At 66.3% G+C, this 22,855-nt stretch carries 19 protein-coding genes and 2 riboswitches; of the genes, 3 read left to right on the top strand and 16 right to left on the bottom strand.

Features of this window, described 5'->3' with window-relative positions; translation table 11 throughout:
* The first annotated feature begins 50 nt into the window (after positions 1-50).
* Both FHW92_RS03935 and FHW92_RS03930 read left to right on the top strand, forming a co-directional pair.
* Positions 51-683: a DsbA family protein gene (locus FHW92_RS03935; RefSeq protein WP_168601882.1), complete on the top strand. Its 633-nt coding sequence runs from the start codon at positions 51-53 to the stop codon at positions 681-683.
* Positions 684-720: 37 nt separating this feature from the next.
* Entirely contained in the window at positions 721-1,548 is an 828-nt protein-coding gene (locus FHW92_RS03930) for an MBL fold metallo-hydrolase (protein WP_210428352.1), read from the top strand.
* A 191-nt stretch (positions 1,549-1,739) separates the two neighbouring features.
* On the opposite strand, the gene FHW92_RS03925 is transcribed toward FHW92_RS03930, so the two are convergent.
* The 9 genes from FHW92_RS03925 to cbiE all read right to left on the bottom strand — a co-directional run bounded on the left by FHW92_RS03925 (position 1,740) and on the right by cbiE (position 12,650).
* Positions 1,740-3,143 (bottom strand): efflux transporter outer membrane subunit, encoded by a 1,404-nt coding sequence (locus FHW92_RS03925; RefSeq protein ID WP_210428351.1) that lies wholly within the window; start codon positions 3,141-3,143, stop codon positions 1,740-1,742.
* On the bottom strand, positions 3,136-4,299 hold the full coding sequence (locus FHW92_RS03920) for an efflux RND transporter periplasmic adaptor subunit (protein ID WP_168601880.1): 1,164 nt from the start codon (positions 4,297-4,299) through the stop codon (positions 3,136-3,138). The genes FHW92_RS03925 and FHW92_RS03920 overlap by 8 nt, the downstream gene beginning before the upstream one ends.
* On the bottom strand, positions 4,292-7,477 hold the full coding sequence (locus FHW92_RS03915) for an efflux RND transporter permease subunit (protein WP_168601879.1): 3,186 nt from the start codon (positions 7,475-7,477) through the stop codon (positions 4,292-4,294). Before FHW92_RS03915 ends, FHW92_RS03920 begins: the two co-directional genes overlap by 8 nt.
* Positions 7,478-7,667: 190 nt before the next feature.
* A complete protein-coding gene (gene cobO / locus FHW92_RS03910; protein WP_168601878.1) occupies positions 7,668-8,276 on the bottom strand; it encodes a cob(I)yrinic acid a,c-diamide adenosyltransferase in 609 nt (202 codons plus the stop codon).
* The gene (gene cobF, locus FHW92_RS03905) at positions 8,266-9,015 is read right to left on the bottom strand and encodes a precorrin-6A synthase (deacetylating) (protein ID WP_168601877.1); all 750 of its coding nucleotides are present in this window, start codon (positions 9,013-9,015) and stop codon (positions 8,266-8,268) included. The genes cobO and cobF overlap by 11 nt, the downstream gene beginning before the upstream one ends.
* Positions 9,012-10,316 carry a cobyrinate a,c-diamide synthase gene (locus FHW92_RS03900; RefSeq protein ID WP_168601876.1) on the bottom strand — a complete coding sequence of 435 codons (1,305 nt, stop codon included), beginning with the start codon at positions 10,314-10,316 and terminating at the stop codon, positions 9,012-9,014. Before FHW92_RS03900 ends, cobF begins: the two co-directional genes overlap by 4 nt.
* The gene (cobM, locus tag FHW92_RS03895; protein WP_168601875.1) at positions 10,313-11,098 is read right to left on the bottom strand and encodes a precorrin-4 C(11)-methyltransferase; all 786 of its coding nucleotides are present in this window, start codon (positions 11,096-11,098) and stop codon (positions 10,313-10,315) included. The genes FHW92_RS03900 and cobM overlap by 4 nt, the downstream gene beginning before the upstream one ends.
* On the bottom strand, positions 11,095-11,475 hold the full coding sequence (locus tag FHW92_RS03890; RefSeq protein WP_210428350.1) for a cobalamin biosynthesis protein: 381 nt from the start codon (positions 11,473-11,475) through the stop codon (positions 11,095-11,097). The genes cobM and FHW92_RS03890 overlap by 4 nt, the downstream gene beginning before the upstream one ends.
* Positions 11,457-12,650, bottom strand: a complete 1,194-nt coding sequence (gene cbiE / locus FHW92_RS03885; RefSeq protein ID WP_168601873.1) for a precorrin-6y C5,15-methyltransferase (decarboxylating) subunit CbiE — start codon at positions 12,648-12,650, stop codon at positions 11,457-11,459. The genes FHW92_RS03890 and cbiE overlap by 19 nt, the downstream gene beginning before the upstream one ends.
* On the opposite strand from cbiE, the gene FHW92_RS03880 reads away from it, so the two are divergent.
* On the top strand, positions 12,649-13,404 hold the full coding sequence (locus FHW92_RS03880; protein ID WP_168601872.1) for a cobalt-precorrin-6A reductase: 756 nt from the start codon (positions 12,649-12,651) through the stop codon (positions 13,402-13,404). The two genes, cbiE and FHW92_RS03880, sit on opposite strands and share 2 nt — an antisense overlap.
* Here FHW92_RS03880 and cobJ read toward each other — a convergent pair.
* The 7 genes from cobJ to FHW92_RS03845 all read right to left on the bottom strand — a co-directional run bounded on the left by cobJ (position 13,374) and on the right by FHW92_RS03845 (position 22,313).
* On the bottom strand, positions 13,374-14,129 hold the full coding sequence (cobJ, locus tag FHW92_RS03875; RefSeq protein WP_168601871.1) for a precorrin-3B C(17)-methyltransferase: 756 nt from the start codon (positions 14,127-14,129) through the stop codon (positions 13,374-13,376). The two genes, FHW92_RS03880 and cobJ, sit on opposite strands and share 31 nt — an antisense overlap.
* Positions 14,126-14,848, bottom strand: a complete 723-nt coding sequence (gene cobI / locus FHW92_RS03870) for a precorrin-2 C(20)-methyltransferase (protein WP_168601870.1) — start codon at positions 14,846-14,848, stop codon at positions 14,126-14,128. Before cobI ends, cobJ begins: the two co-directional genes overlap by 4 nt.
* A complete protein-coding gene (locus tag FHW92_RS03865; RefSeq protein WP_168601869.1) occupies positions 14,845-15,474 on the bottom strand; it encodes a precorrin-8X methylmutase in 630 nt (209 codons plus the stop codon). Before FHW92_RS03865 ends, cobI begins: the two co-directional genes overlap by 4 nt.
* Positions 15,474-16,571 carry a cobalamin biosynthesis protein CobG gene (locus tag FHW92_RS03860; RefSeq protein ID WP_168601868.1) on the bottom strand — a complete coding sequence of 366 codons (1,098 nt, stop codon included), beginning with the start codon at positions 16,569-16,571 and terminating at the stop codon, positions 15,474-15,476. Before FHW92_RS03860 ends, FHW92_RS03865 begins: the two co-directional genes overlap by 1 nt.
* The gene (gene cobN, locus FHW92_RS03855) at positions 16,568-19,825 is read right to left on the bottom strand and encodes a cobaltochelatase subunit CobN (protein WP_168601867.1); all 3,258 of its coding nucleotides are present in this window, start codon (positions 19,823-19,825) and stop codon (positions 16,568-16,570) included. The genes FHW92_RS03860 and cobN overlap by 4 nt, the downstream gene beginning before the upstream one ends.
* A gap of 5 nt (positions 19,826-19,830) precedes the next feature.
* A complete protein-coding gene (gene cobW / locus FHW92_RS03850) occupies positions 19,831-20,862 on the bottom strand; it encodes a cobalamin biosynthesis protein CobW (protein WP_168601866.1) in 1,032 nt (343 codons plus the stop codon).
* A gap of 182 nt (positions 20,863-21,044) precedes the next feature.
* Positions 21,045-21,266: riboswitch (cobalamin riboswitch) on the bottom strand.
* 63 nt (positions 21,267-21,329) lie between these two features.
* Complete coding sequence (locus FHW92_RS03845) at positions 21,330-22,313, bottom strand: HoxN/HupN/NixA family nickel/cobalt transporter (protein WP_246869951.1); 984 nt, start codon at positions 22,311-22,313, stop codon at positions 21,330-21,332.
* A 220-nt stretch (positions 22,314-22,533) separates the two neighbouring features.
* A riboswitch (cobalamin riboswitch) is annotated at positions 22,534-22,770 on the bottom strand.
* Positions 22,771-22,855 lie beyond the last annotated feature (85 nt).

The raw sequence follows: 22,855 nt of genomic DNA, 5'->3' as shown, positions 1-22,855 counted from the left end.
ACATGTTCCCGGGCGCTATCCTGCATCCAGACGAACTCGAGGTTTCAACCATGCGAATCACTTATCTCTTCGATCCTCTTTGCGGCTGGTGCTATGGTGCCGCCCCGGCGTTGGAACGGCTTTCGCGCCTCGACGGCGTCACCTTGCAGCTTGCACCCACCGGCCTGTTTGCCGGACAGAACGCCCGCCCTATGGACGCCTCCTTCGCCGCCTATGCCTGGCAGAATGACCAGCGCATCGCGCGCCTCACCGGACAGGTATTTTCCGACGCCTATCGCACCCAGGTGCTGGGCGCGGTCAATGGCCTGTTTGACTCCGCGCCCGCCACCCTAGGCGTGGTGGCCGTCGCCCGGACCGCGCCTGATCGCGAGATCGAGGCCCTGAAGCTGCTGCAACACGTCCGCTATGTGGATGGCCGCAACAATGCCGATCTTGCCGTGGTGGCCGATACGCTGGCCGGTGCAGGCTTTGCCGACGCGGCCCGCCTTGTCCTTACGCCCGATGCCGAACTGCTTGCCGCCTATCGCGACCGCATCGACGCGGCTCGCGCCGATATGGCGCAGTTTGGCCTGCAGGGCGTGCCGGCCTTGATCCTTGAGGATGCGCGTGGCCGCCGCCCGGTGCCGGGCAACATCCTGTTCGGCGACCTCGATGCTTTGGCTCAGCAATTGCAGGCGGCGTGACCCAGCCTGAACGCCACCGCCGCAAAGGAGACATTCGATGACCACCGCACCTCAAACCGCCCTGACCTGGCAACATTTCCCCGCCGGCCAGAATGGCTTCTTCCGCGCGCCGGTGCTGCTGACCGGCCCGAGTGAAGCGCTGCTGATCGATGGCGGTTTCACCTATCCCGATGGCAAAGCGCTGGCCGATGCGATCAAGGCTACCGGCAAGGTGCTGACGACCATCTACATCAGCCAGTCGGACCCCGATTATTATTTCAGCATAAAACCGGTGCGCGAGGCCTTTCCGGATGCCAGGGTCATCGCCGCATCGGAGACAATCGCCGCGATCAAGGGCAATGTCGAAAAGAAGCTCGCCGCCTGGGCCCCGCAGCTTAAGGAAAACGGCCCGCAAACGCTCGACGACATTGTCTTTCCGGAAGCGTTTGACGGCCCCGCGCTGTCGGTCGATGGCGAGACCGTTGAGATCGTGGCGGCTGAAGGCCTCGCCAATCGCCGCTACCTCTGGGTGCCGTCGCTGCAGGCCGTGTTCGGCGGCGTGCTGATCTTCTCGGGCGTCCATGTCTGGACCGCCGACACTCAGGCCAAGGAACAGCGCGCTGTCTGGATCAGGAACCTTGATGAGATCGCCGCCCGCAATCCGGCGATCGTCGTGCCCGGGCATATGGAGAGCGACGCCGCCCTCGGTCTGCCCGCGATCGAACACACAAAATCCTATCTCCTCGCCTTTGAGGAAGCGCTGGGCGCGGCCAAGGATTCCACCGCGCTCAAGGCCGCGATGGAAGCGCGCTTCCCGGACCTCGGCATGGGCGTCGCGCTCGACATCGGCGCCAAGGTCGCCACCGGCGAAATGCAGTGGGCCTGAGATGACCGGCAATCGCGAAATGATCCGGAGGACCTATGAAGGGTATTCAGAATGGGACGGCGGGCTTACTGTCGCCCGATGTCGAATGGACCGAGGCGGAGGGTTTCCTTCGCAAAAATCATGTCGCTGATTATCCGCGATGGTGACACGGCGGTTCTCAGGTCTGAGCGCCATACCGGCGCCATCAGTATTTATGATCCCCTGTTGCTCCAATCACCCCCCATCGCCCGGATCAGGCCGATGCTGGCAATCAGGCGGCGGCTTTCGAGTGCGAGCTGATCCTCGCGGGCCTGCAATTCGGCGGCCTGCGCAGTGACGACCTGAAGGTAATCGACGGCCCCTTCGCGATATTGGATATTGGCCAGTTGATTGGTGCGCGCGGCGGCCACCACAGCCTCGCTCTGCTGGGCCGAAGCTTCGGCCAGACGGTTGACCAGAGCAAGCTGGTCCTCAACCTCACGAAAGGCGTTGAGCGTGGTCTGTCGGTAATTGGCCGAAGCCTCGGCAAATTGGGCGCGGGCATAGGCGACGCCCGCCCGGCGGCGCCCGCCGTCAAAGATCGGCATGGCCGCCAGCGCGGGCCCCAGCGCCCAGACGCTGCTGCCGGCGGTGAGCAGCGAGGCCGCCGTTGTTTCAAACCCGCCCGATGCGCCCAACGTGATCTGCGGAAAGAACGCCGCCCTTGCCACGCCGATTCTCGCATTGGCCGCAGCCACCCGTCTTTCGGCCGCGGCCACATCCGGGCGGCGCTGCAACAGCATCGCAGGCGCGGAAACGGGGACCTGCGGCGGGGTCAGCATGACGGCCACAGGCGCAATCGCAAAGCCCGAGGCCTGTTCGCCCACCAGCGTGGCGATGGCATGTTCGAGCAGCGCGCGATCGGCCTTGCGCTGCGCCATTTCGGATTGCACCGATTTGAACTGGGTGCGCGCGCGCGTCACATCGGCCTCATTGGCCGCGCCGCCCGCAAAGCGCTTGGTGGTCAGATCGACCGCCGCGGCATAGGCGGTCTTGGTCTGGCTCAGCAGTTCAAGCTGGGCATCGAGCTTGCGCAACTGGATATAATCATCGGCCAATTCGGCCTGCAGGCTCAGGCGCGCACCGGCAAGATCGGCGGCGCTGGCCTGTGTCTCGGCCTGCGTGGCCGACACCTGATTGCGGATGTGGCCCCACAGATCGACCTCATAGGCCGTCGATCCGCCCACGGCATAATCATTATATTCGTAATACCCCCCAGTTACCGGGGACATGGCACGCGCGCGGACGGCCCGGCCGGTGGCGTCCACGCGGGGCAGCAGATCGGCGCGCGCCTGACGGGTCAGCGCGCGGGCCTGATCATAGCGGGCAAGCGCGACGGCCAGACGGGGGTTGTCCTTCTCGATCCGCTGCTCCAGCCCGTCCAGCACCGGGTCGGGCAGGATGCGCCACCATGCCCCGCGCGGCATGGCGTCGGCGGGCGTGGCCGGAGTCCACATGCCCGTTTCCTTAAACGCGGCCGGAGCAGGCGCAACAGGAGGCGCTGTATAGGACGGAGCCATCGAGCAGCCGGACGCCAGCAGCGGCAGCATTGCCGCCATAATCCGGCCCTTACGCATGGGCATTGTTCCGCTGGAGCGTAGCCTTCACCCTGTCGCCGGTGCGAATATCGTCGGCGGGATTGTCGATCACCTGATCGTTCGGCTGCAGGCCGATCACTTCCAGCTCATTGCCGAAATCGGTGGTGATGGAGACAGGTTTGATGCGCACGCGCCCCTGCGCATCGACCAGCGCGACCGCCGAACCTTCATGGCGGAAAAGCAGGGCGCTGACCGGAATGCGCGCCGCGCCCGCCGCCGTAGGCTGGCCTTTGCCGAAATCGAAGGTAACCTGGGCATAGGCGCCCGGTTTGAGCAGGCCCGCGTGATTGTCATAGACAAGCTGCACCAGCATCGCGCCCGATTCCGGGTCGACCGAACCGGACGAGCGGGCCAGTTGCGCGCTGAAGGTCTTGCCCGGCTGATCGGGCACGGTGAATTGCGCGGTCGTATTTTCGCGCAGCCGGGCGACATAGGCCTGCGGCACGCTGACATAGATGCGCAGGCGTGTGACGTCAGACACGGTGAACAGGGGCTGCGTGGTCGATGTGCCCGCCACGATCAGCGCGCCGATGTCGGTTGAACGGCTGGTGACGATGCCGTCGAAGGGCGCCACGATCCGCTTGAACCCCGAAACCGTCTGCAACCGCTGAACATTGGCCGATGCCTCGTTGCGCATCGCCTCACGGGCGGCGAAATTGCCGCGCCTTTCATCGGCGTCCTGCTGCGACACGGCATTTTGCGCGACCAGCCGGTCCCAGCGGTTCGATGTGGTCTGGGCCAGACTGCGCTGGGCATTGGCGGTGGCCAGCGCGGCGCGGGCGGCCGAAAGCTGTTGATCGACATCGGGCGTGTCGATTTCGGCCAGAACCTGTCCTGCCTTCACCGGCTGTCCGATATCGACATACCAGCGGCGCAGATAGCCATTCGTGCGAGCATAGACCGGCGCCTGAAACCATGCCTGCAACCGCCCCGGCAGGACCAGCGTATTGCTGGCCTCGCCGCCCGGATGGATCACATCGACCGAGGGGATCGCGGCGGCCTCGCCTTGCTCATGCAGGCCCGAACGCTGCTGGATCCGATAGGCGGCGCCCGCCGCAAGGATCAGGGCAAACACGGCAGCCCCGGCAAGCAGGGGCTTGCGAAAGGAAGGGGAGCTGGACGCGAAATCAGACATGAGCAGGCACTCCCTTCGAAGCATCGCGGCGATGCGCGCGCGCTCCGTGGATGATGGCAAACAGAGTGGGGACAAAAAGCAGCGAGGCGCAGGTGGCAAAGGCCAGCCCGCCCACCACCGCGCGGCCCAGCGGCGCATTCTGTTCGCCGCCTTCGCCAAGGCCCAGCGCCATGGGCGCCATGCCGATGATCATAGCCAGCGCCGTCATCAGCACCGGGCGCAGGCGCGACACGCCCGCCTCCATCGCGGCCCGGATCGCATCGCCATGCTCCTCCAGCCGCTCTCGGGCAAAGCTGACCACCAGAATGGAATTGGCCGTGGCCACGCCCATGCACATGATCGCGCCTGTTAACGCAGGCACCGAAAGCGGCGTGGCGCTGGCAAACAGCATCCAGCAGATCCCCGCCAATGCGGCGGGCAACGCCGAGACGATGATGAAAGGATCAACCCAGCTCTGGAAATTGATGACGATGAGCAGATAGATCAGCACCACCGCCGCCAACAGGCCAAAGCCCATGCCGGTAAAAGCGGTGTTCATCGACTGATACTGGCCGCGCAGGGTGACGGTGACAGTCTTGGGCTTGTCCTTTTCCAGACCCGCCAGCGCCTTTTGCACATCGCCCGCCACCGCGCCCAGATCGCGCCCGTCGGCCCCGGCATAGACGTTAATCAGCGGCAGGATGTCATACTGGCTCTCGACCGCCGTGGTGGTCCCCCGGCTGATCGTGCCCAGCGCGCCCAGCACCTGCGGGGTGCTCGTGCGCGTCCGGATCGGCAGGCCCGCGATATCCTGAAGCGAATTGACGCGATATTCGGGCATCTGGATCGCCACCGGATAGGTCACGCGGTTTTCCGGGTTCAGCCAGAACACCGGTGCCGCCTGAGACGAACCGGCGATCGAGGTGGCCACGCTGGAAGTGATATCGGCCTCGGTCATGCCAAGCTGGTTGATCCGGGTGCGGTCCACATCAAAGCGCAATTCGGGATAGGAGGCGGGCTGCTGAATGCGCGCATCGACCAGCCCGTCGATCCCGTGGATCGCACGTAGGATGCGTTCGGCATAGGCGCGTACTTCGGCCGGTTTGCGGCCGGAGACCTGAATGTCGAGCGGGGCGGGCGCGCCGAAATTGAGGATTTGGCTGGTGATGTCGGAAGGCAGAAACGCAAAGCTGGCCTGAGGGAACAGGCGAGGCAGCTTGGCGCGCAAGGCGCGGATATAGTCTTGCGTCGGTCGATGCCCCGGCTTCAGATTGACGATGATATCGCCATCCTGCGGCCCGATTGTGCCGGTGGCATTATAGACGGTGTTGATCGAGCTGGTTGGCAGGCCGATATTGTCCGCGATGGCCTCCAGTTCGTCGGCCGGGATTTCCTGACGGATCGCCTTGGCAACCTGCTGGAACAGGGCCGAGGTTTCCTCGATCCGCATGCCGGACGGCCCGCGGACATGCAGCGTGATCGAGCCGCCGTCGACCAAGGGGAAGAAATTGCGGCCAAGGAAGGGGATCAGCAAAAGGCTGGCCACGGCAAAACACAGAAAACCCGTGGCAAACATCCGGCGATGGTCGAGAATGGCGGTCAGCGCCCGGCCATAGCGGTCGCGGAAGGCGGCAAAGCGGCGCTCAAACCCGGCCTGAAGCGCGACCAGCGGCGCCAGCAGGCGCGGCGGAGTCTTGGGCGCATGGTCATCCTGATCATGCTGGCGCAGCAGCGACATGGCCATGGTCGGCACCAGCGTGAAGGAGAGAATATAGGACATGATCATCGCAAAGATGACCGAAAGCGCCATCGGCACAAACAGATAGCCCGACACGCCCGGCAGATAGAACATCGGCACGAACACGATGCAGATGCAGACCAGCGACAGGAACGCAGGCATGATGATCTGGCGCGAACCGTCCAGAATGGCGCCGCGCACGCTCTTGCCCATTTCGAGATGGGATTCGATATTTTCGATGGTCACCGTGGCCATATCGACCAGAATGCCCACCGCCAGCGCCAGCCCGCCCAGCGTCATCACATTGAGCGTCTGGTCAAACATAGAGAGCGCGGCCAGCGCGCCCAGCACCGAAAGCGGAATCGAGGTGGCCACGATCAGCGTCGAGCGCCATGAACCAAGAAACAGCAGGATCATCAGGCTGGTCAGCACGGCCGCGATCAGGCCCTCGTGCATCACGCCCGTCACGGCGGCCTTCACAAAGATCGACTGGTCGTTGACCGGCGTGGCCGTGAGTGCGGGGGGCAGGCCGGTCATCACCTGAGGCAGCATGGCCTTGATGCCCTCGACCACCGAAATGGTCGAAGTCGCGCCCGATTTCAGCACGGTTAGCAGGGCCGAACGCTGGCCGTTGACATGGACCACGTTCTGCTGGGGCGCCGAACCGTCGCGCACATGGGCCACATCGCGCATGCGGATCACCGCGCCATTGATCGTGCGGATGGGCAGATCGTTGAGCTGTTCGATCGAGGAAGGCGCGTTGTTCAGCCGGAAATTATACTGAAACTCGCCCATCTTGACGAAGCCTGCGGGCGTGATCTGCGTCTGGCTGGCCAGCGCCGCGCCCACGTCCTGCGCAGTGATGCCGCGCGACTGCATGGCGCGTGGGTCAAGATCGACCTGGATCTGGCGCACCTTGCCGCCAAAGGGGAAGGGGATGGCCGCGCCCGGAACGGTGATCAGCCGCGACCGGATCGAGTTGAAGCCGAAGTCGTAAAGCTGTTGCTCGTTGAGCCCATGCCCGGCCAGCGCGATCTGGACGATGGGCACGGTCGAGGCGTTATAGTTCAGGATCAGCGGCGGATTGACGCCGGGCGGCATCTGGCGAAGGATCGTCTGCGAGATGGCCGTCACCTGCGCATTGGCGGTGCGGATATCGACGCCGGGCTGGAAATAGATCTTGGTGATGCCGATCCCGGTCAGCGACTGGCCCTCGATATGCTCGATATCGTTTACAGTTGTGGTCAGCGCGCGCTGAAACGGCAGGTTGATGCGGCCCGACATATCCTCGGGCGAGAGGCCGTTATAGGTCCAGGCCACCGCGATCACGGGAATGCGGATATTGGGGAAAATGTCGGTTGGCGTGCGCAGACCGGCCAGAACACCTGCAATCGTGATAAGCATGGCCATGACGACAAAAGTGTAGGGGCGCGCCAGGGCCAGGCGAACGATCGCATTCATCCAAAAGTCTCCAACTGGCCGCAAGGGGCGCATAGGGCCAAGGCCCGCGCCATGGCGGCGGCGCAGGCTCCCATCAAGTCCTGTTATGAACCTAGGGCATCATGCTTTTCTTCGCTACGTGCTAAAGTTGGCATAATGTCATGAATGATAATCATCAAACGCGGGCTGTGCAATGCCCCGCGCGAGGCGTTCAGAACTCGATACCCGCCTGCGCCTTCACCCCTGATCGGAACGGATGTTTGACCATGGTCATGTCGGTGACCAGATCGGCCGCCTCGATCAGCGCGTCGGGAGCGTTGCGCCCCGTGACGATCACATGCTGCATCTCCGGCTTGGCGGCCAGCACCTCCAGCACCTCGTCCAGCGGCAGGTAGTCATAGCGCAGCACGATGTTGAGTTCATCGGCCAGCACCATGTCATAGGCCGGGTCCGCGATCATGCGCTTGACCTCGTCCCATGCGGTGCGGGTGGTGGCGATGTCGCGGCTGCGGTCCTGTGTGTTCCATGTAAAGCCTTCGCCCATAGGTTTGAATTCCACATTGTCGGGAAAGGCGTCAAACACCGCCTTCTCGCCCGTGGTCATGGCGCCCTTGACGAACTGGACCACGCCCACCTTCATCCCATGACCGATCGCGCGCACGACCATGCCCAGAGCGGCGCTGGTCTTGCCCTTGCCCTTGCCGGTGTGGACGATCAGCAGGCCCTTTTCGCGGGTCTTGGTGGCCATGATGGTTTCGCGCGCGGCCTGTTTTTTGCGCATTTTGTCGGCATGGCGGGCCTCGTCGGCTTCATCCATCATTTTGCTCCTTTCGCATCAGGTAAACATCCATGATCCAGCCATGGCGGGCGCGCAGTTCGGCGCGGCGGGCGGCAATGACGGGCGCGGCATGGACCAGCAGCCCGGCTTCCAGCGCCTGATGCTCCATGCCGAGATAGGCCCCCCACCAGATCGCAATCCCGGCCGGGTCCAGCGTCTCAAACGCGCAGCCGCCATCCAGCATGACCACCACCGTATCGGCCCCCTCCGGCCAACCATGCGCGCGCAGCAGCCGCCCGGTCGTGATCGTCACCGATCCGGCCAGAGGGTTGAGCGGGATCGCATGGGCCGCCGTCAGCGCCTGAATGCTGGTGATCCCGGCCACAACCCGCACCGTCACGCCCGTCAGCCTCTCGGCAATGCGCAGGGTGCTGTCATAAAGCGAGGGATCGCCCCAGACGAGCAGCGCCAGCCCGCCGCCTTCGGACAGATGAAGCGCGATTTGCTCGCGCCAGACCGCCGCGATGGCGTCATGCCATTCATGCACGCCCCGCGCATAATCGCCCCCCGCATCGCGCACGGGCATGTCGAATTCGACGATCCGCACCGGAGCATTCACAACCTGCGCACAGATATCGCGGCGCAGATCGACCAGATCGGATTTGGCCTCCCCCTTGCGCGGGATCAGGATCAGGTCGGCCGCATTCATCGCGCGGGCGGCCTGCATGGTGATATGGTCCGGATTACCGGTGCCGATGCCGATCAGGGTAAGCTCGATCATGACACCTGCGCAATCATATGAAAGAAGCTGCCGCTGACCATGCCTCGCCGCGACCCGGTTTCGGCCACTTCATCGCCATTGGCATCGGCAACGCGCGCCAAGGGTTCGTCATTCAGCGCGATGATGGTGGAATAATGGAATTCATGCCCGCGCAGGCAAGTGCCGCCCGCCATGCCCGCAACCGGCGCCAGCAATTCGGCATGGCGATAGCCCAGATGCATTTTGCGCCGCGCATAGCTGGTTTCCAGGCCCAGCAGGCCCGCCATGCGATGGCTATGCCCGTTCTTGTCGATCAGGCTTTGCCCCAGAACCATATAGCCCCCGCATTCGCCATGCACGGGGCGGGTTTGCGCGTGACGCGCAAGGCCGGAAAGGAATGTGCCCGCCCCCGCAATCGCCCCGGCGTGCAGTTCGGGATAGCCCCCCGGCAACCACACCAGATCGGCCTCCGGCAACGGCGCCTCATCGGCCAGCGGCGAGAAAGGCAGCACAAGCGCCCCGGCCTGCCGCCAGCCCTCAAGCAGATGAGGATAGATGAAGGAGAAAGCCGCATCGCTGGCCATGGCAATGGTCTGCGCCGGAGGATCGGGCAGGCGACCTGTGCCATGGATCGCCGCCCCGCGCGCGCTGGCGCGGATCGCGGCCAGATCGACATGCCGGCGAATGAATGCCGCATAATCGGTCACCGCGCGCTCAAGATCGGGATGCTCCATCGCCTGCACCAGCCCAAGGTGGCGTTCGGGCAGCACCAGATCGCCGCGCCGGGGCAGCGCACCCAGCACCGCAATACCCATCGCCTCCATCCCCTTGCGGATCAGGCTCTCATGGCGCGCGCTGGCCACGCGGTTGAGGATGACGCCCGCAAAAGGCAGCGCCGGATCATAGGCCCGAAACCCAAGCGCCGTGGCCGCCGCCGATTGCGCCTGCCCCGAGGCATCCAGCACCAGCACCACCGGCCAACCCAGCCGCCGCGCCAGATCGGCGCTGGCGCCGTTTCCGAACGCGCCCACCCGCGCCACCCCATCGAACAGGCCCATCGACCCTTCGGCAAGGATCAGGTCGGCCCCCGCCGCCTGCGCAGAGATCGCGTCGATCAGGTCCGGCTCCATCGCCCAACTGTCCAGATTGAACGAGGGGCGCCCGCAGGCCGCGCGGTGAAAGGCCGGGTCGATATAATCCGGCCCGCTCTTGAAGGGCTGAACCGCCAGCCCATCCTGCGCCAGCGCGCGCAGCAGGCCCAGCATCACTGTCGTCTTGCCCGTGCCCGACGCCGGGGCCGCGATCAGCAAGCCCGGTGTCATTCGGTTACGCCTTCAAAGCGCGAGCTGGCCCCCAGCGGGCGGAAACGGCGGTCGTAATCGGGGGCATAGAGGCTGCTTTCGGCAAAGCCCTGTGCATCCAGAACCCGCCCGACAAGGATGATCGCGGTGCGTTCCATCGTCCCGGCCACCGCCTGCTCGAGCGTGGAGAGCGTGGCGCGGATGATCCGCTGATCGGGCCAACTGGCGCGCCAGACCACCGCCACCGGGCAATCCGCGCCATAGGCCGGGGCCAGATCACGCACCACCTGCGCCAGATTATGGATCGAAAGGTGAATGGCCAGCGTGGCCCCCGTCACGGCAAAATTGGTCAGGCTCTCGGCAGGCGGCATCGTGCTGGCGCGCCCCGGCGTGCGGGTCAGCACCAGCGACTGGCCCAGTTCGGGCAGCGTCAGTTCGGCCTCCAGCGCGGCGGCGGCGGCGGCAAAGGCGGGCACGCCTGGTGTGATCGACACCGGGATGTCCAGCGCGCGCAGCCGCCGCAATTGTTCGCCCATCGCCGACCAGACCGACAGATCGCCCGAATGCAGCCGCGCCACATCATGGCCCGCCGCGTGGGCCTTGGCGATTTCGGCAATGATCGCGTCCAGCGAGAGCGGCGCGGTGTTGACGATGCGCGCGCCGGGCGGGCAATGGTCGAGCAATGCCGCAGGCACCAGCGAACCGGCATAGAGACAGACCGGACTGGCCGCGATCAGATCGCGCCCGCGCAGCGTGAGAAGGTGAGGCGCGCCGGGTCCGGCGCCGATGAAATGCACGGTCATTCTGGGGTTCCTTGGGCAATGGCGCAGGTGGCCAAACGGTCGGGCGAAATGCAGCGCGGGCGGATCAGGCGCGCGCCGGGGCCGATGGCGGCCATGGCGGCGGCCTCGGCGAGGCTGCCCGTGCCCCGCGCCCGGCGTGATGCGGCGGAAGCGGTCCGCGTGGGGGCCGCCCGGATCGCCTCGGCGTCCAAGGCGACCAGAGGCAGGCCCAAGGCCTCGGCCAGCGGGGTCAGGGCAGGGGCCTTGTCCGCCGCTGTGGCCAGATGGGTGACGGGGGGCAGCCCGTCCTGCGCCGCCGTCAATGCCGCGCGCACGGAAGCCAGCGTGGCGCGGCTGCGAAAACCGAAACCGGCGACGATCACAGCGTGACGCTCCATTGCACCAGCGGATAGCGCGCCTTCCAGCCATGCCGCGTCCCGATGGGCGCGGCATCGGCCAGTTCGACGCGCAGCAAAGCCCCGCCTTTCCGCCCATGCCAGCGCGCCAGCAGGCTTTCGGATTCCAGCGTCACCGCATTGGCGACAAGGCGCGTTCCAGCGGGCAGGCGGGACCAGAGCGCCGACAGCAAATCCTCCGACAGACCGCCGCCGATAAACACCGCATCGGGCGGCGGGCCATCGGGCCATGTTTCAGGCGCGCGGCCCTCGATCACCTGCAAATGGTCCACGCCCAGATCGGCCGCATTGGCGCGGGCGCGGGCGGCGCGAACCGGATCGGCCTCGATGGCCAGCGCGCGATTGGCCGGATGCGCCAGCAGCCATTCGATGCCGATTGAGCCGGACCCCGCGCCGATGTCCCACAAGGTTTCCCCCGCGCGCGGGGCCAGCGCTGAAAGGGTGAGGGCGCGGATCGGGCGCTTGGTGATCTGGCCATCGGAGGCGAAAAGATCATCGGGCAGCCCGGAGATGACCGGTATAGCGGGGCCTGCACCCGTGGCGATGCCCACCGCGACCGGATGGGTAATGTCCTGAAAATCCAGCGCCTGCGCTGGCACACAGCGGATGCGTTCACGCGGGCCGCCCAGCGCCTCCATCACATGGATCAGCGATGCGCCAAAGCCCAGCTCAACCAGATAGCGCCGCAGCGCCTCCACCTGCGCCCCGTCGCGCATCAGAGCGATAATCGAGCGCCTGGGCGCCAGATGGGGGCGCAACCGGGCCAGCGGCGCGGCGTGAAGCCCAAGACAGACCGTATCCTGCAACGCCCAGCCCAGCCGCGCCGCCGCCAACGTAAATGTCGATGGCGCGGGATGAGCCACCCATTCGCCTGGATCAAGATGACGCGCCACAATGGCCCCCGCGCCGAACCAGAACGGATCGCCGGAGGCCAGCATCACCACCCGCCGCCCGCGATGCTCTATCAGGCGAGCGATGCCATCGGCAAAAGGCACTGGCCATTCAAGGCACTGCGCCGTAAGAGCGGGCAGCAGCGCAAGATGGCGCGGCGCTCCGATCACCACTTCGGCTTGCTCCAGCGCCTCGCGCGCCGCCGTTGACAGGCCTTGCGCCCCGTCCTCACCCAACCCGATGATCGTCAACCAGGGGTCAGACATGCACCATATCCTCCTGCTGGGCGGCACCACCGAAGCGAGCGCTCTGGCCCGCCTGCTTGGCGCTCAGGGGATAAGCGCCACGCTCAGCTATGCCGGGCGGACCGAAAATCCGCGCCCTCAGCCGGTGCCCTGCCGCATCGGCGGCTTTGGCGGGGTGGAGGGGCTGGTGGCCTATCTGCGCGAACATCGCGTTACGCATCTGGTGGATGCGACCCATCCCTTTGCCGCCCGGATGAGCGCCCATGCGGCGGCGGCGGCGCGGATTGCGGGGGTGCCCTTCGTTGCGCTGACCCGCCCGGCATGGCGGATGGAACAGGGCGATAATTGGACCGGCGTGGCCGGTATCGAGGAGGCGGTTGCCGCTCTGGCGGGGCCGCCGCGCCGGGTGCTGCTGGCGCTGGGGCGGATGCATGTCGATGCTTTCGCGGCCCAGCCACAGCATCATTACCTGCTGCGCTTTGTTGATGCGCCGGACGCGCCGCCGCTCTTGCCCGATCATCATCTGGTCGTGGATCGGGGGCCGTTCTCGGTGGCGGGTGATCGGGCCTTGCTGTGCGATCATGCCATCGACCTTGTGGTCAGCAAGAATGCGGGCGGCACCGGCGCGCAGGCCAAGCTGATCGCCGCGCGCGAACTGGGCCTGCCGGTGCTGATGATCGAGCGGCCCGCGATGCCGGATAGGCGCGAGTTGTTCCGCCCCGAAGAGGTGCTGGACTGGATCGCTCATACGCCCGCCACCGAGCGGGGGGTGTAAAGCAGCGCTCCGCCGGGGCGCTCGATGATCCGTGTCTGGCTGGAGCCTAAGATGACCATCGTGCGCATATCGGCCATGTCGGGCGTGGCGCGGTCCAGGGGAACGATGCGCAATTCCTCCTGAGGCGTCGAGACGGCGCGGGCGAAGAGCATCGGGCGCGCATCGCCGCAGGCCTCCTGCAGCAGGGCCAAAGCGCGGGCGAAACCCTCGGGCCGGGATTTCGAGCGCGGGTTGTAAAAGGCCATGGCGAAATCGGCCTGGACCGCCAGACGCAGGCGTTTCTCGATCAACGCCCATGGCTTGAGATTGTCCGACAGGTTGATCGCGCAGAAATCATGGCCCAGCGGCGCTCCGGCGCGCGCGCTGGCCGCCAGCATGGCCGTGATGCCGGGCAGCACGCGAATGTCCAGATCGCGCCAATGGGGTGGCCCGGCCTCCAGCGCCTCAAACACGGCGGCGGCCATGGCAAAGACCCCCGGATCGCCCGAGGAAACCACCAAGACCCGCCGCCCCTCTGTGGCAAGGCGCAGGGCCAGACCAGCCCGGTCGAGTTCGACCCGGTTGTCGGATGGGTGCAGCGTGAGCCCCTCGCGCGGCGCCACCCGCGCGACATAGGGAACATAGCCGATCACATCCGTGGCATCGGCCAGCGCGGCCGTGACCTCGGGCGTAATCAGCGCCTCGTCGCCCGGTCCAAGGCCCGCGATGGAGAGGATGCCGCTCATGGCCGCCGCCCCTGTCCATGGATCAGCAGGATCGAGAAATAGGGCGTCACCTCCTTGGCCTCGGCCAGAGGCGTCACGCGCTGCCCCGGCATGGCGGCATATTCGACCAGCCATGCTTCATCCTCGCGCCCCGCCGCCGCCACCGCGCGGCGCAGCTTGGCGATATTGCGCCCGATCTTCATCACCACCAGCGCGTCGGTATCGCGGATGCGGCGGGTCAATTCCTCTTCGGGCAACGTGGCCATGGCCACGGTCAGCACATCATCGCCCCATGTGATCGGCATGGCGGTGGCGTGCCATGCGCCCGCCATGCCGGTGATGCCGGGCACAACCGCGACCGGCACCACGCCCGTCAGCCGCGAATGGAGATGCATGAACGAGCCGTAGAAAAACGGGTCGCCCTCGCACAGCACCACAATGTCATGGCCCGCGCTCGACAGGTCGATCAGCCTTTGCGTGCATTGCGCATAAAAGGCTGACAAACATTCATTATAGCGCGGATCACTCAGTGGGATTTCGGTCGTCACCGGATATTCCATCGCGATTTCCACGGCATCCTCGCGCAGCATCCCCTCCGCGATGCGCCGCGCCTGTCCCGGGCGGCCAGCCTTGCGGAAATAGGCGATATGGCGGGTGCCGCGCACCAATCGGTCCGCGCGCACACTGAGCAGATCGGCCGCGCCGGGGCCGAGGCCGACACCATGGATCGTCCCGCTCATTCCGCGTCGCTCGCCAAGGCGTTGATCGCGGCCACGGCGATTGCGCTGCCGCCAAGGCGGCCCTCGACGATGCAGCAGGGGACGGGAGCGGCCTCCCACAGCGCCGCCTTGGATTCCACCGCGCCGACAAAGCCGACCGGGCATCCGATGATCGCCGCCGGGCGCGGACATTCCGGGTCCTCCAGCATGTTGAGCAGATGAAACAGCGCGGTGGGCGCATTGCCGATGGCCGCCACCGCGCCCGACAGATGCGGCCGCCACAATTCCAGCGCGGCAGCCGAGCGCGTGTTGCCCATCGCCTTGGCCAGATCCGGCACTTGGCGGTCATGCAGCGTGCAGATCACCGCATTGCCCGCCGAGAGGCGCGCCCGCGTGATCCCCTCGGACACCATCCGCGCATCGCACAGGATCGGCCCGCCGGCGGCCAGCGCGGCCCGCGCACCACTCGCAAAGCCGGGAGAAAAGCGGATATGGCGGGCCAGATCGATCATGCCCGCCGCGTGGATCATGCGGACGACCACAGGTTCTTCCTGCGCCGAAAAGCGGGCCAGATCGGCCTCGGCGCGGATCGTGGCGAAGGATTGTTTATAGATGGCCGCGCCATTGGTTTCATAGACGTGGGGCATCAGGCAACTCCAAAATGGGCAAGAACCATGGCGGGGTCCATATCGGTCCGCACCGGCGGCGCGCCCGCGCGGGCGTTGAAGGCAAGGTCGAAGCGGCCATCGCGGCCGGTCAGGGTAATGTCGGCAGGTCCCGATCGCGCGCAGCCCTTGGCGCAGCCCGACACATGCAGGCGGCCCTCCACCACAGGCGCAAGGCGGCGGGCTAGGTCGCGCGTTTCGACGCTGGCCTGCGGGCAATAGGGCGCGCCGGGGCAGGCATCGACGCGAAGCAACGAGCTGGTGGGATCGGTAATCAAACCGGGGATGGGGGCGGGGCTGGAGTCTTCGAGGAGCAGCACCCGCCATGGCGTAATCCGCAGGGACGAAGTGGCGGCGCGGGCAAGCAGGCCGGCCTCGATCTGGCCAAAGGAGACCCCCAGAGCCGAGCCGCCCGGCGCGATGGCGGGGCGTGCGAGGGCCGGGGATTGCGTTCCATCGGCCCAGTCCGGCAAGGGGGCGTGGTGGCGCGCCATTCGGCGCGCGCCGCTTCGCGCAAACCAATGGGCCAGCGCGATGAGGTGGTCCGCCTCCCTTCCAAACGGTACGGGGCTGCCGGTTGGCCGACCATCGGCGCGCAGGATCAGGTGGCCGCTTGCCCCCCGTTCGATGCGGAAATCGCCCGGTTCGGCGCTCAGGATCGGCGCGGGCCCGGCGTCGATAACAAAGCCGACCTTGCCGGGCAGGGCGGGCCATTCGCCCATCCGCGCCATCAGGGCGCAGGCGATGCGGTGGCTGTCATCGCCCTGCGCCCAATCGGGGGCGATCAGGATATTGCGCGCGCCTTCCCGCCCGGCATCGGGATCGGCCAACCCATGCGCGACCAGTTCCGCGATCAGCGCGGGCCATCCGGCTTCGTTCACGCCCCGGATCTGGAGATTGGCGCGGCGGGTGATGTCGATCATGCCATTGCCATAAGTCTGCGCCAGAGCGCATAGCGCCAGCGCCTGATCGCGAGAAAGGCGGCCAAGGCGCGGCTTGACGCGCACCAGCAAGCCATCGCCCGTTTCCATCGGGCGCCATGCATCGGGGCACCAGCCCTTGATCGCAAAGCCGCTCATGCGCCTGGGTCCAGAGGCAGGGCGGCAAGGATCGAATTGCGCCGCGTTGTCCATAATCCGGCGGCGTGGAGCGCGGCAAAGCGCGCCTCCATCGCAGCCAGAGCGCCGGGGTTTTCGCGCGTCAGAAAGCTGCGGACTTCGCCTTGGCCCAGCGTGGCGTCGTGATAGAGGTCGAAGAGATGCGATGGCACGCTGTCCGCCAGATGGGCGAAGGTGCCCAGATGATCGAGCGTGGCGGCAATCTCGGCGGCTCCGCGAAAGCCATGGCGCATCATGCCCGCGATCCAGCCCGGATGGGCGGCGCGGGCGCGCACCACGCGGGCGATTTCCTCGGTCAGCGGCCGCGCGATCGGGCGGGCCGGATCGCGGTGGTCGAGATGATAGAGCGCAGCCTTGCCCCCGGCAACGGAGCCCCCGGCCACGGATTGGGCGGCGGCAAAACCGGCCTCATGCGCGGCATAATCGGCGGCCAGCAAGAGGTCACTTTCGGGCAGGTCCTGAAGATGGACAAAAGCGTCAGCGCCCGCCACCCGCCGCCGCAAGCCATCGGGATCGGCGTCGGGCCGGGGCGCATCCAGCGCGTGATCGGAGGCCGCCAGCCATGCCTCGCCTGCCTTGCGCCGGGCGTCCTCGCCATAGGTATCGCCGGATATGCCCAGCCCATAGCGGCCCGGCGCGGGACCATAGACGCGCGGGGCGTGCGCGGTCCCGGCAAAGGGGCTCCAGTCCGCCGGTTCATCGCGCCCGCACAGCGCCCGCACCGCCTGACCAAACAGGATGGGCAGCGTGGGGAACGCATCGCGAAACAGGCCCGAGACGCGCAGGGTCACATCGATACGCGGATGGTCGAGCATGGCCAGCGGCAGGATTTCGACCCCCGTCACCCGATCCGATGTCAGATCCCACAGCGGTTTCGCGCCCAGCAGGTGCAGCGCCATCGCAAATTCCTCGCCCGCCGTGCGCATCGTGGCCGAACCCCACAGGTCCACCACCAAAGCGCGCGGATAATCGCCATGATCCTGCAAATGCCGCCGGATCAGCTCCTGCGCCAGCACGACACCTTGGGCATGGGCCGCGCGCGAGGGTACGGCGCGCGGGTCGATCGTGTAAAGATTGCGCCCCGTGGGCAGCACATCGCCCCGCCCGCGATGGGGTGAGCCCGACGGGCCGGGCGGCACGAAGCGTCCCGCCAGCGCGGCCTGCAATCCGGCGCGCTCGGCCCCGCCATGGTCGCCACGGCCAAAGATGTGGAGGCCATCGCCATACTGGCTCTCTTTGATGTCGCAGACGAAGCGGTCGATGCGGGTGATGGCCTCGGCGGGCGTGGCGGCGGCGTCCAGCCTCAGTTCGGCCTCAAGGCCCAAGGCTTGCGCCTCGTTGCGGATGGCGGTTTGCAACCGGTCGCGCCGGGCGGGATCAAGGCCCCCCGCGTTGGAAAACTCGTCCAGCAAGGTTTCGAGCGTGGCGAGGCCCGCGCCATGAGCGGTGGGCGCAAGCGGGGGCGGTGCGTGGCCGATGGTGACGGCGGCGATGCGGCGCTTGGCCTGCGCGGCCTCGCCCGGATCGTTGACGATGAAGGGATAGATGACCGGTAGGCCCATGGTCAGCGCCTCGGGCCAGCAGGCGTCAGACAGGGCCACCGCCTTGCCCGGCAGCCATTCGAGCGTGCCATGCGCGCCCATATGCACCAGCGCGTCGATACCGCGCGCGCGCAGCCAGAGATAGAAGGCGACATAGGCATGGTGCGGGCAATGCGAGAGATCGTGATAATCGCCATCGCGCGAGGCTGTAACGCCGCGCTCGGGCTGGAGCGCGATCAGCGTTAGGCCGGTGAGAAGCGCGGTAAAGCGGAACTCGCCCTCGACGAGCGCGGGATCATTTTCCGGCGGCCCCCAGTTTTGCTCCAGCGCATCGCGCAAAGGGGCGGGCAGGGTTTCGAGCGCCTTGCGGTAGGCAGCAAGCGGCCAGCCTATGCTTTGCCGCGCCAGGGCGGCGGCCAGATCAGGCACATCAGGCTCGCCCAGATCGCTCAGCATCGCCTGCGCGGAGGCCAGCGCGTCGAGACCGACGGCATGGGCCATCTGATGCGCCTTGCCGGGATAGGTGGAGAGGATCAGGGCGAGGCGGCGATCCTGCGCAGGCTTGCGGGCCAGAGCGATCCAGCCCGAAACGCGCGCGACGATGGCGGCGATGCGCGCGGGATCGCCGCGGTGCAGATGGCGGGCAAAGCCCAGCGCCGGATCATGGGCGGCAGCTTCCTTGAAACTGACCACCCCGGCAAACACTCGCCCGTCGATCTCGGGCAGCACCACATGCATCGCCAGATCGGCGGGCGATAGGCCGCGCGCGGTGTTGGACCATGCTTCGTGCGAAGTGGTCGCCAGCGCCAGTTGAAACACCGGCACATTGGCGACATCGAGCGGCGACTGGCCCCCCTCGTTGCGGGCGGAAAAGGCGGTGGCGTTGAGGATTGCCGCAGGGGCCAGTTCTCGGACCCAGCGCTCGACTTGCGCCCGCGCCTGCGGTTCTTTCAGCGAGGGGACGAAGAGCGAGAGCGTATCATAGCCTTCCGCCTCAAACGCCTGATGCAATTGGGCAAAGGGGTCGAGATCATCGGCGGCCAGATAGGAGCGGTAAAAGATGATCAGCACGAGCGGGCGGGTGGCGGCAAATGTCAAAGGATCGCACACCCCGCGCTCCGGATGCCATCCCCCGGCCATCGGCAATCCCGCCCTTGCCGCACCCGGCGCCAGCGAGAATCCCGCCGCCCCGGCTAATAAATTCAGCGCCGCGCGCGCCGCCTCGGCTCCGCCGCCATCGCACAGGCGGCGCAAATCGGCCAGCAAGGCGGGCGCCACGGTCGAGGCCGAATCCAGCCGAATGTCCGCTCGCCCATCGGCGGGAAGCACCGCCAGCGCGATGTCCCGCGACCGGGCCATTATCTCGACCTGTTGCAACCCATAGGGCCAATAGGCATGGCCCCCGATCAGGCGGATCAGGATGGCCTTTGCCCCCGATAATGTCCGTTCGATATAGGTATCGACCGAGAGCGGATGGGCCAACGCCGACAGATTGGCGAGGCGCAGCGAGGGGAAGGCCGGATCATCGCTGCGCGCACGATGCCATGCCGCCGCAAAGGCGCCCAGATCGCTGTCGGAAAAGGACAGCATGACCAGATCCGCAGGCGCCTGCCCCAGATCCTGCGGAATGGCCGTTTCCTCCATCCCGTGCGTTTCGCGAAAGATGACATGCATCGGGTTTAGCCCGCCAGCGTGGCCCGGATGGCGGCGGCATCTATATTTCCGCGCTCTGCAATGGCGACCAGCGTGGTCTGGCGGGTCTCGCCCGCGCGCCATGGGCGGTCGTAATGGTGGCGCACGCGCCCGCCCACGGCCTGAACCAGCAGACGCATCGGCTTGCCCGCCACAGCGGCATAGCCTTTGATGCGCAGGATCTGATGCTCATCCGCCAGCAGGCCGATGCGCGCGGCCAGATCCGACGGGTCGGTGATTTCGGGCAGGGTGACGACTGTGCTGTCGAAATCGTCATGCTCGTGGTCATCCTCGCCATCGTGATGCGAGGGGCGAGCGGCAATATCGTCCTCGGCCGCCGCGCCAAGGCCAAGGATAACGCGCGGGTCGATGACGCCCTCGGCCAGTTCGAGGATGGGGCGCGGGGTCTCCGCCGCGATGACCGCGCGGGCTTCGGCAATGGCTGTTGGGCCAGCAAGGTCCACCTTGGTCAGCAGCACCATGTCGGCGCAGGCCAGTTGGTCCTCGAAGACTTCGGACAGCGGGGTTTCATGGTCCACGCCCGGATCGGCGGCGCGCTGGGCCTCGATGGCGGCAGGATCGGGGGCGAAGCGGCCTGCCGCCACCGCCTCGGCGTCGGCCAGCGTCAGCACGCCATCGACCGTGATCCGGCTGCGGATCGCGGGCCAGTCGAAGGCTTTGAGCAGCGGCTTGGGCAGGGCAAGGCCCGAGGTCTCGATCAGGATGTGATCGGGGCGCGGATTTAGCGCGAGCAGGCGCTCCACCGTGGGAATGAAATCATCGGCCACCGTGCAGCAGATGCAGCCATTGGCCAGTTCGACGATATTTTCCGCCGGGCAATCGGGAATGGCGCAAGATTGCAGAATGTCGCCATCCACCCCCAGCGTGCCGAATTCATTGACCACCACGGCCAGCCTGCGCCCGCCCGCGTTGCGGATCAAATGGCTGATCAGCGTGGTTTTTCCCGCGCCCAGAAAGCCGGTGACGATGGTGACGGGAACCTTGGACAGATCAGGCACTGGTACTTCTCCCGCGCGCCGGAGCAGGGCAGGGCGGGGCATACCGGAACAATCCGGCCGGCGCGCGACAACGGGCGGGCGCGACGAGGCGCCCGTGACCACGCAACCCGTGCGGCCCCAGCCACACAGTTCGCCGCTCAGACGGAGAGTTACCGTGCCGTGACCACTCCCTGGATCAAGGCAAGAGCGACCGGTGCGCCGGCAGGTCTCCTGGCTTGCGGGTCACAGCTTGATGCACGCCTTCCCAGACCGTTAAACCCAGTGGCCGCCCCCGGATGGAGGGGGACATGTGCATCGCGCTATCCGCTCACAGTTGCAGGGACAGCCGCGGATTTGGGGGGCAGGCCCCCGCACCGCATTCCCGATTAAGCCCATTTACGGGCGCCGGCGCGATCATTGAAAACCGGGTTGCCCCGAACTTTCGCGCTTGGTTCTAAACCACATGGCGCGAAAAGCAATTGGCGTATTTACGAAACCTCGATCTCGTCAAAGCGTTTCCAGCGATAAATGGCAAAACTCATAAGCCAGCACAGGACGAACAGGGCGATGATGCCAAAGCCCAGACTGTTGAAATTTTCGCCCAATTGCGCCGCCATGGCCCAAGGCCAGCCCGTCAGGCCCAGCTTGCCGCCGATCAGCGCGAGCGTTTCGATCCCGCCGATGACGATGGCGACAAGGGCCGAGACCAGCGTGATGGTGATGTTGTAATAGAGTTTGCGGATCGGCTTTACAAAGGCCCATTCATAGGCGCCAAGCATCACCACCCCATCGGCCGTGTCGATCAACGCCATCCCGGCGGCAAACAGCGCGGGCAACACCAGAACCGTGGCCAGCGAGAGGCCATTGGCCGCCTGATTGGCCGACATGCCCAGAATGGCGACCTCGGTGGCTGTGTCAAAACCAAGGCCGAAGAGGAAGCCGAGCGGGGCCATATGCCAGCTCTTGCCGACCAGCCGGAACATGGGGGCGAACAGGCGCGAAAGCGGCCCGCGCGATCCGGTCAGCAGGTCGAGGTCGCTTTCCGTATAAGCACCGCCCGCGCGGACATGGGCGAAGCTGCGCCAGACCGAGCGCAGGATGGCAAGGTTCATGCCCGCGATGGTGAAAAGGAACAGCGCCGAGATCACAGTAGCTATCACCCCGCCGATCTCCTTGAACGCACCGAAGCGGGCCAGAGCGCTGGTTGTCAGGGCGATGCCGACCGAGGCGATGGCGATGATCCCGGAATGGCCTAGCGCGAACCAGAAGCCCACCGTGATCGGGCGTTGGCCATCCTGCATCAGCTTGCGCGTCACATTGTCGATGGCTGCGATATGATCGGCATCGACCGCATGGCGCAGGCCCAGCCCCCACGCCAGCAGGGCTGTTCCCAGCATCAGCGGTTGATGATGAAACAGGCCGAAAGCCCAGCCCCAGATGGCGATATTGGCGATGGCCAGTGCGACCAGCAGCGCGCCGATCCGGCGGCGCAGCGATGATTTGGAATAGGAAAACACGGTATGGACATCCTCCGGCGCCTTGCGACAGGGCCGGGGCAGACCCGCGCAAACGGGCGGCACGCGAACAGGCCGGACGCCAAGAGCGACCCGCGCACGTATCCGTTGCGGCCCCGGCCGCCCATGCGTCGCTCAGACGGAGCACACCGTGCCGCGGCCATCCCCTGGACCATGGCAAGAGCGACCAGACGCCGGCAGGTCTCCTGGCTTGCGGGTCACAGCTTGATGCACGCCTTCCCAGACCTCGCAGGATTTAGCGTCCGGCCCAGTGGCTGGCCCTTTGCAAGGGCGCATGTGCATCGCGCTATCCGCTTACAGTTGCAGGGACAGCCGCGGATTTGGAAGGGCCAGCCCCCCGCACCGCATTCCCGATTAAGCCCGTTTGGCGGGCACCGGCGCGATCAGTTTGACGGCCGGATCGGCCGCCGGGGGCAGCGTTACTGCAAATGGCGGGCGATGCCAAGCAGGCGCGCAAGGCAAGTGAGCCATGGAACGGG

It is taken from the genome of Novosphingobium sp. SG707 (genome assembly GCF_012275515.1).
Classification (GTDB): domain Bacteria; phylum Pseudomonadota; class Alphaproteobacteria; order Sphingomonadales; family Sphingomonadaceae; genus Novosphingobium.
The sequence above is the reverse complement of the archived record's forward strand: the minus strand, read 5'-3'. Positions and strand labels throughout refer to the sequence as shown.

Bases quoted from the DNA above. Each gene is read 5' to 3' on its own strand.
- cobF (WP_168601877.1), bottom strand. From the start codon at position 9,015: ATGATCGAGCTTACCCTGATCGGCATCGGCACCGGTAATCCGGACCAT.
- FHW92_RS03935 (WP_168601882.1), top strand. From the start codon at position 51: ATGCGAATCACTTATCTCTTCGATCCTCTTTGCGGCTGGTGCTATGGT.
- FHW92_RS03920 (WP_168601880.1), bottom strand. From the start codon at position 4,299: ATGTCTGATTTCGCGTCCAGCTCCCCTTCCTTTCGCAAGCCCCTGCTT.
- FHW92_RS03900 (WP_168601876.1), bottom strand. From the start codon at position 10,316: ATGACACCGGGCTTGCTGATCGCGGCCCCGGCGTCGGGCACGGGCAAG.
- FHW92_RS03890 (WP_210428350.1), bottom strand. From the start codon at position 11,475: ATGGAGCGTCACGCTGTGATCGTCGCCGGTTTCGGTTTTCGCAGCCGC.
- FHW92_RS03925 (WP_210428351.1), bottom strand. From the start codon at position 3,143: ATGCGTAAGGGCCGGATTATGGCGGCAATGCTGCCGCTGCTGGCGTCC.
- cobI (WP_168601870.1), bottom strand. From the start codon at position 14,848: ATGAGCGGGACGATCCATGGTGTCGGCCTCGGCCCCGGCGCGGCCGAT.
- FHW92_RS03915 (WP_168601879.1), bottom strand. From the start codon at position 7,477: ATGAATGCGATCGTTCGCCTGGCCCTGGCGCGCCCCTACACTTTTGTC.
- cobO (WP_168601878.1), bottom strand. From the start codon at position 8,276: ATGATGGATGAAGCCGACGAGGCCCGCCATGCCGACAAAATGCGCAAA.
- FHW92_RS03860 (WP_168601868.1), bottom strand. From the start codon at position 16,571: ATGAGCGGCTTTGCGATCAAGGGCTGGTGCCCCGATGCATGGCGCCCG.
- cobJ (WP_168601871.1), bottom strand. From the start codon at position 14,129: ATGAGCGGCATCCTCTCCATCGCGGGCCTTGGACCGGGCGACGAGGCG.
- FHW92_RS03930 (WP_210428352.1), top strand. From the start codon at position 721: ATGACCACCGCACCTCAAACCGCCCTGACCTGGCAACATTTCCCCGCC.
- cobN (WP_168601867.1), bottom strand. From the start codon at position 19,825: ATGCATGTCATCTTTCGCGAAACGCACGGGATGGAGGAAACGGCCATT.
- FHW92_RS03865 (WP_168601869.1), bottom strand. From the start codon at position 15,474: ATGCCCCACGTCTATGAAACCAATGGCGCGGCCATCTATAAACAATCC.
- cbiE (WP_168601873.1), bottom strand. From the start codon at position 12,650: ATGTCTGACCCCTGGTTGACGATCATCGGGTTGGGTGAGGACGGGGCG.
- FHW92_RS03880 (WP_168601872.1), top strand. From the start codon at position 12,649: ATGCACCATATCCTCCTGCTGGGCGGCACCACCGAAGCGAGCGCTCTG.
- cobM (WP_168601875.1), bottom strand. From the start codon at position 11,098: ATGACCGTGCATTTCATCGGCGCCGGACCCGGCGCGCCTCACCTTCTC.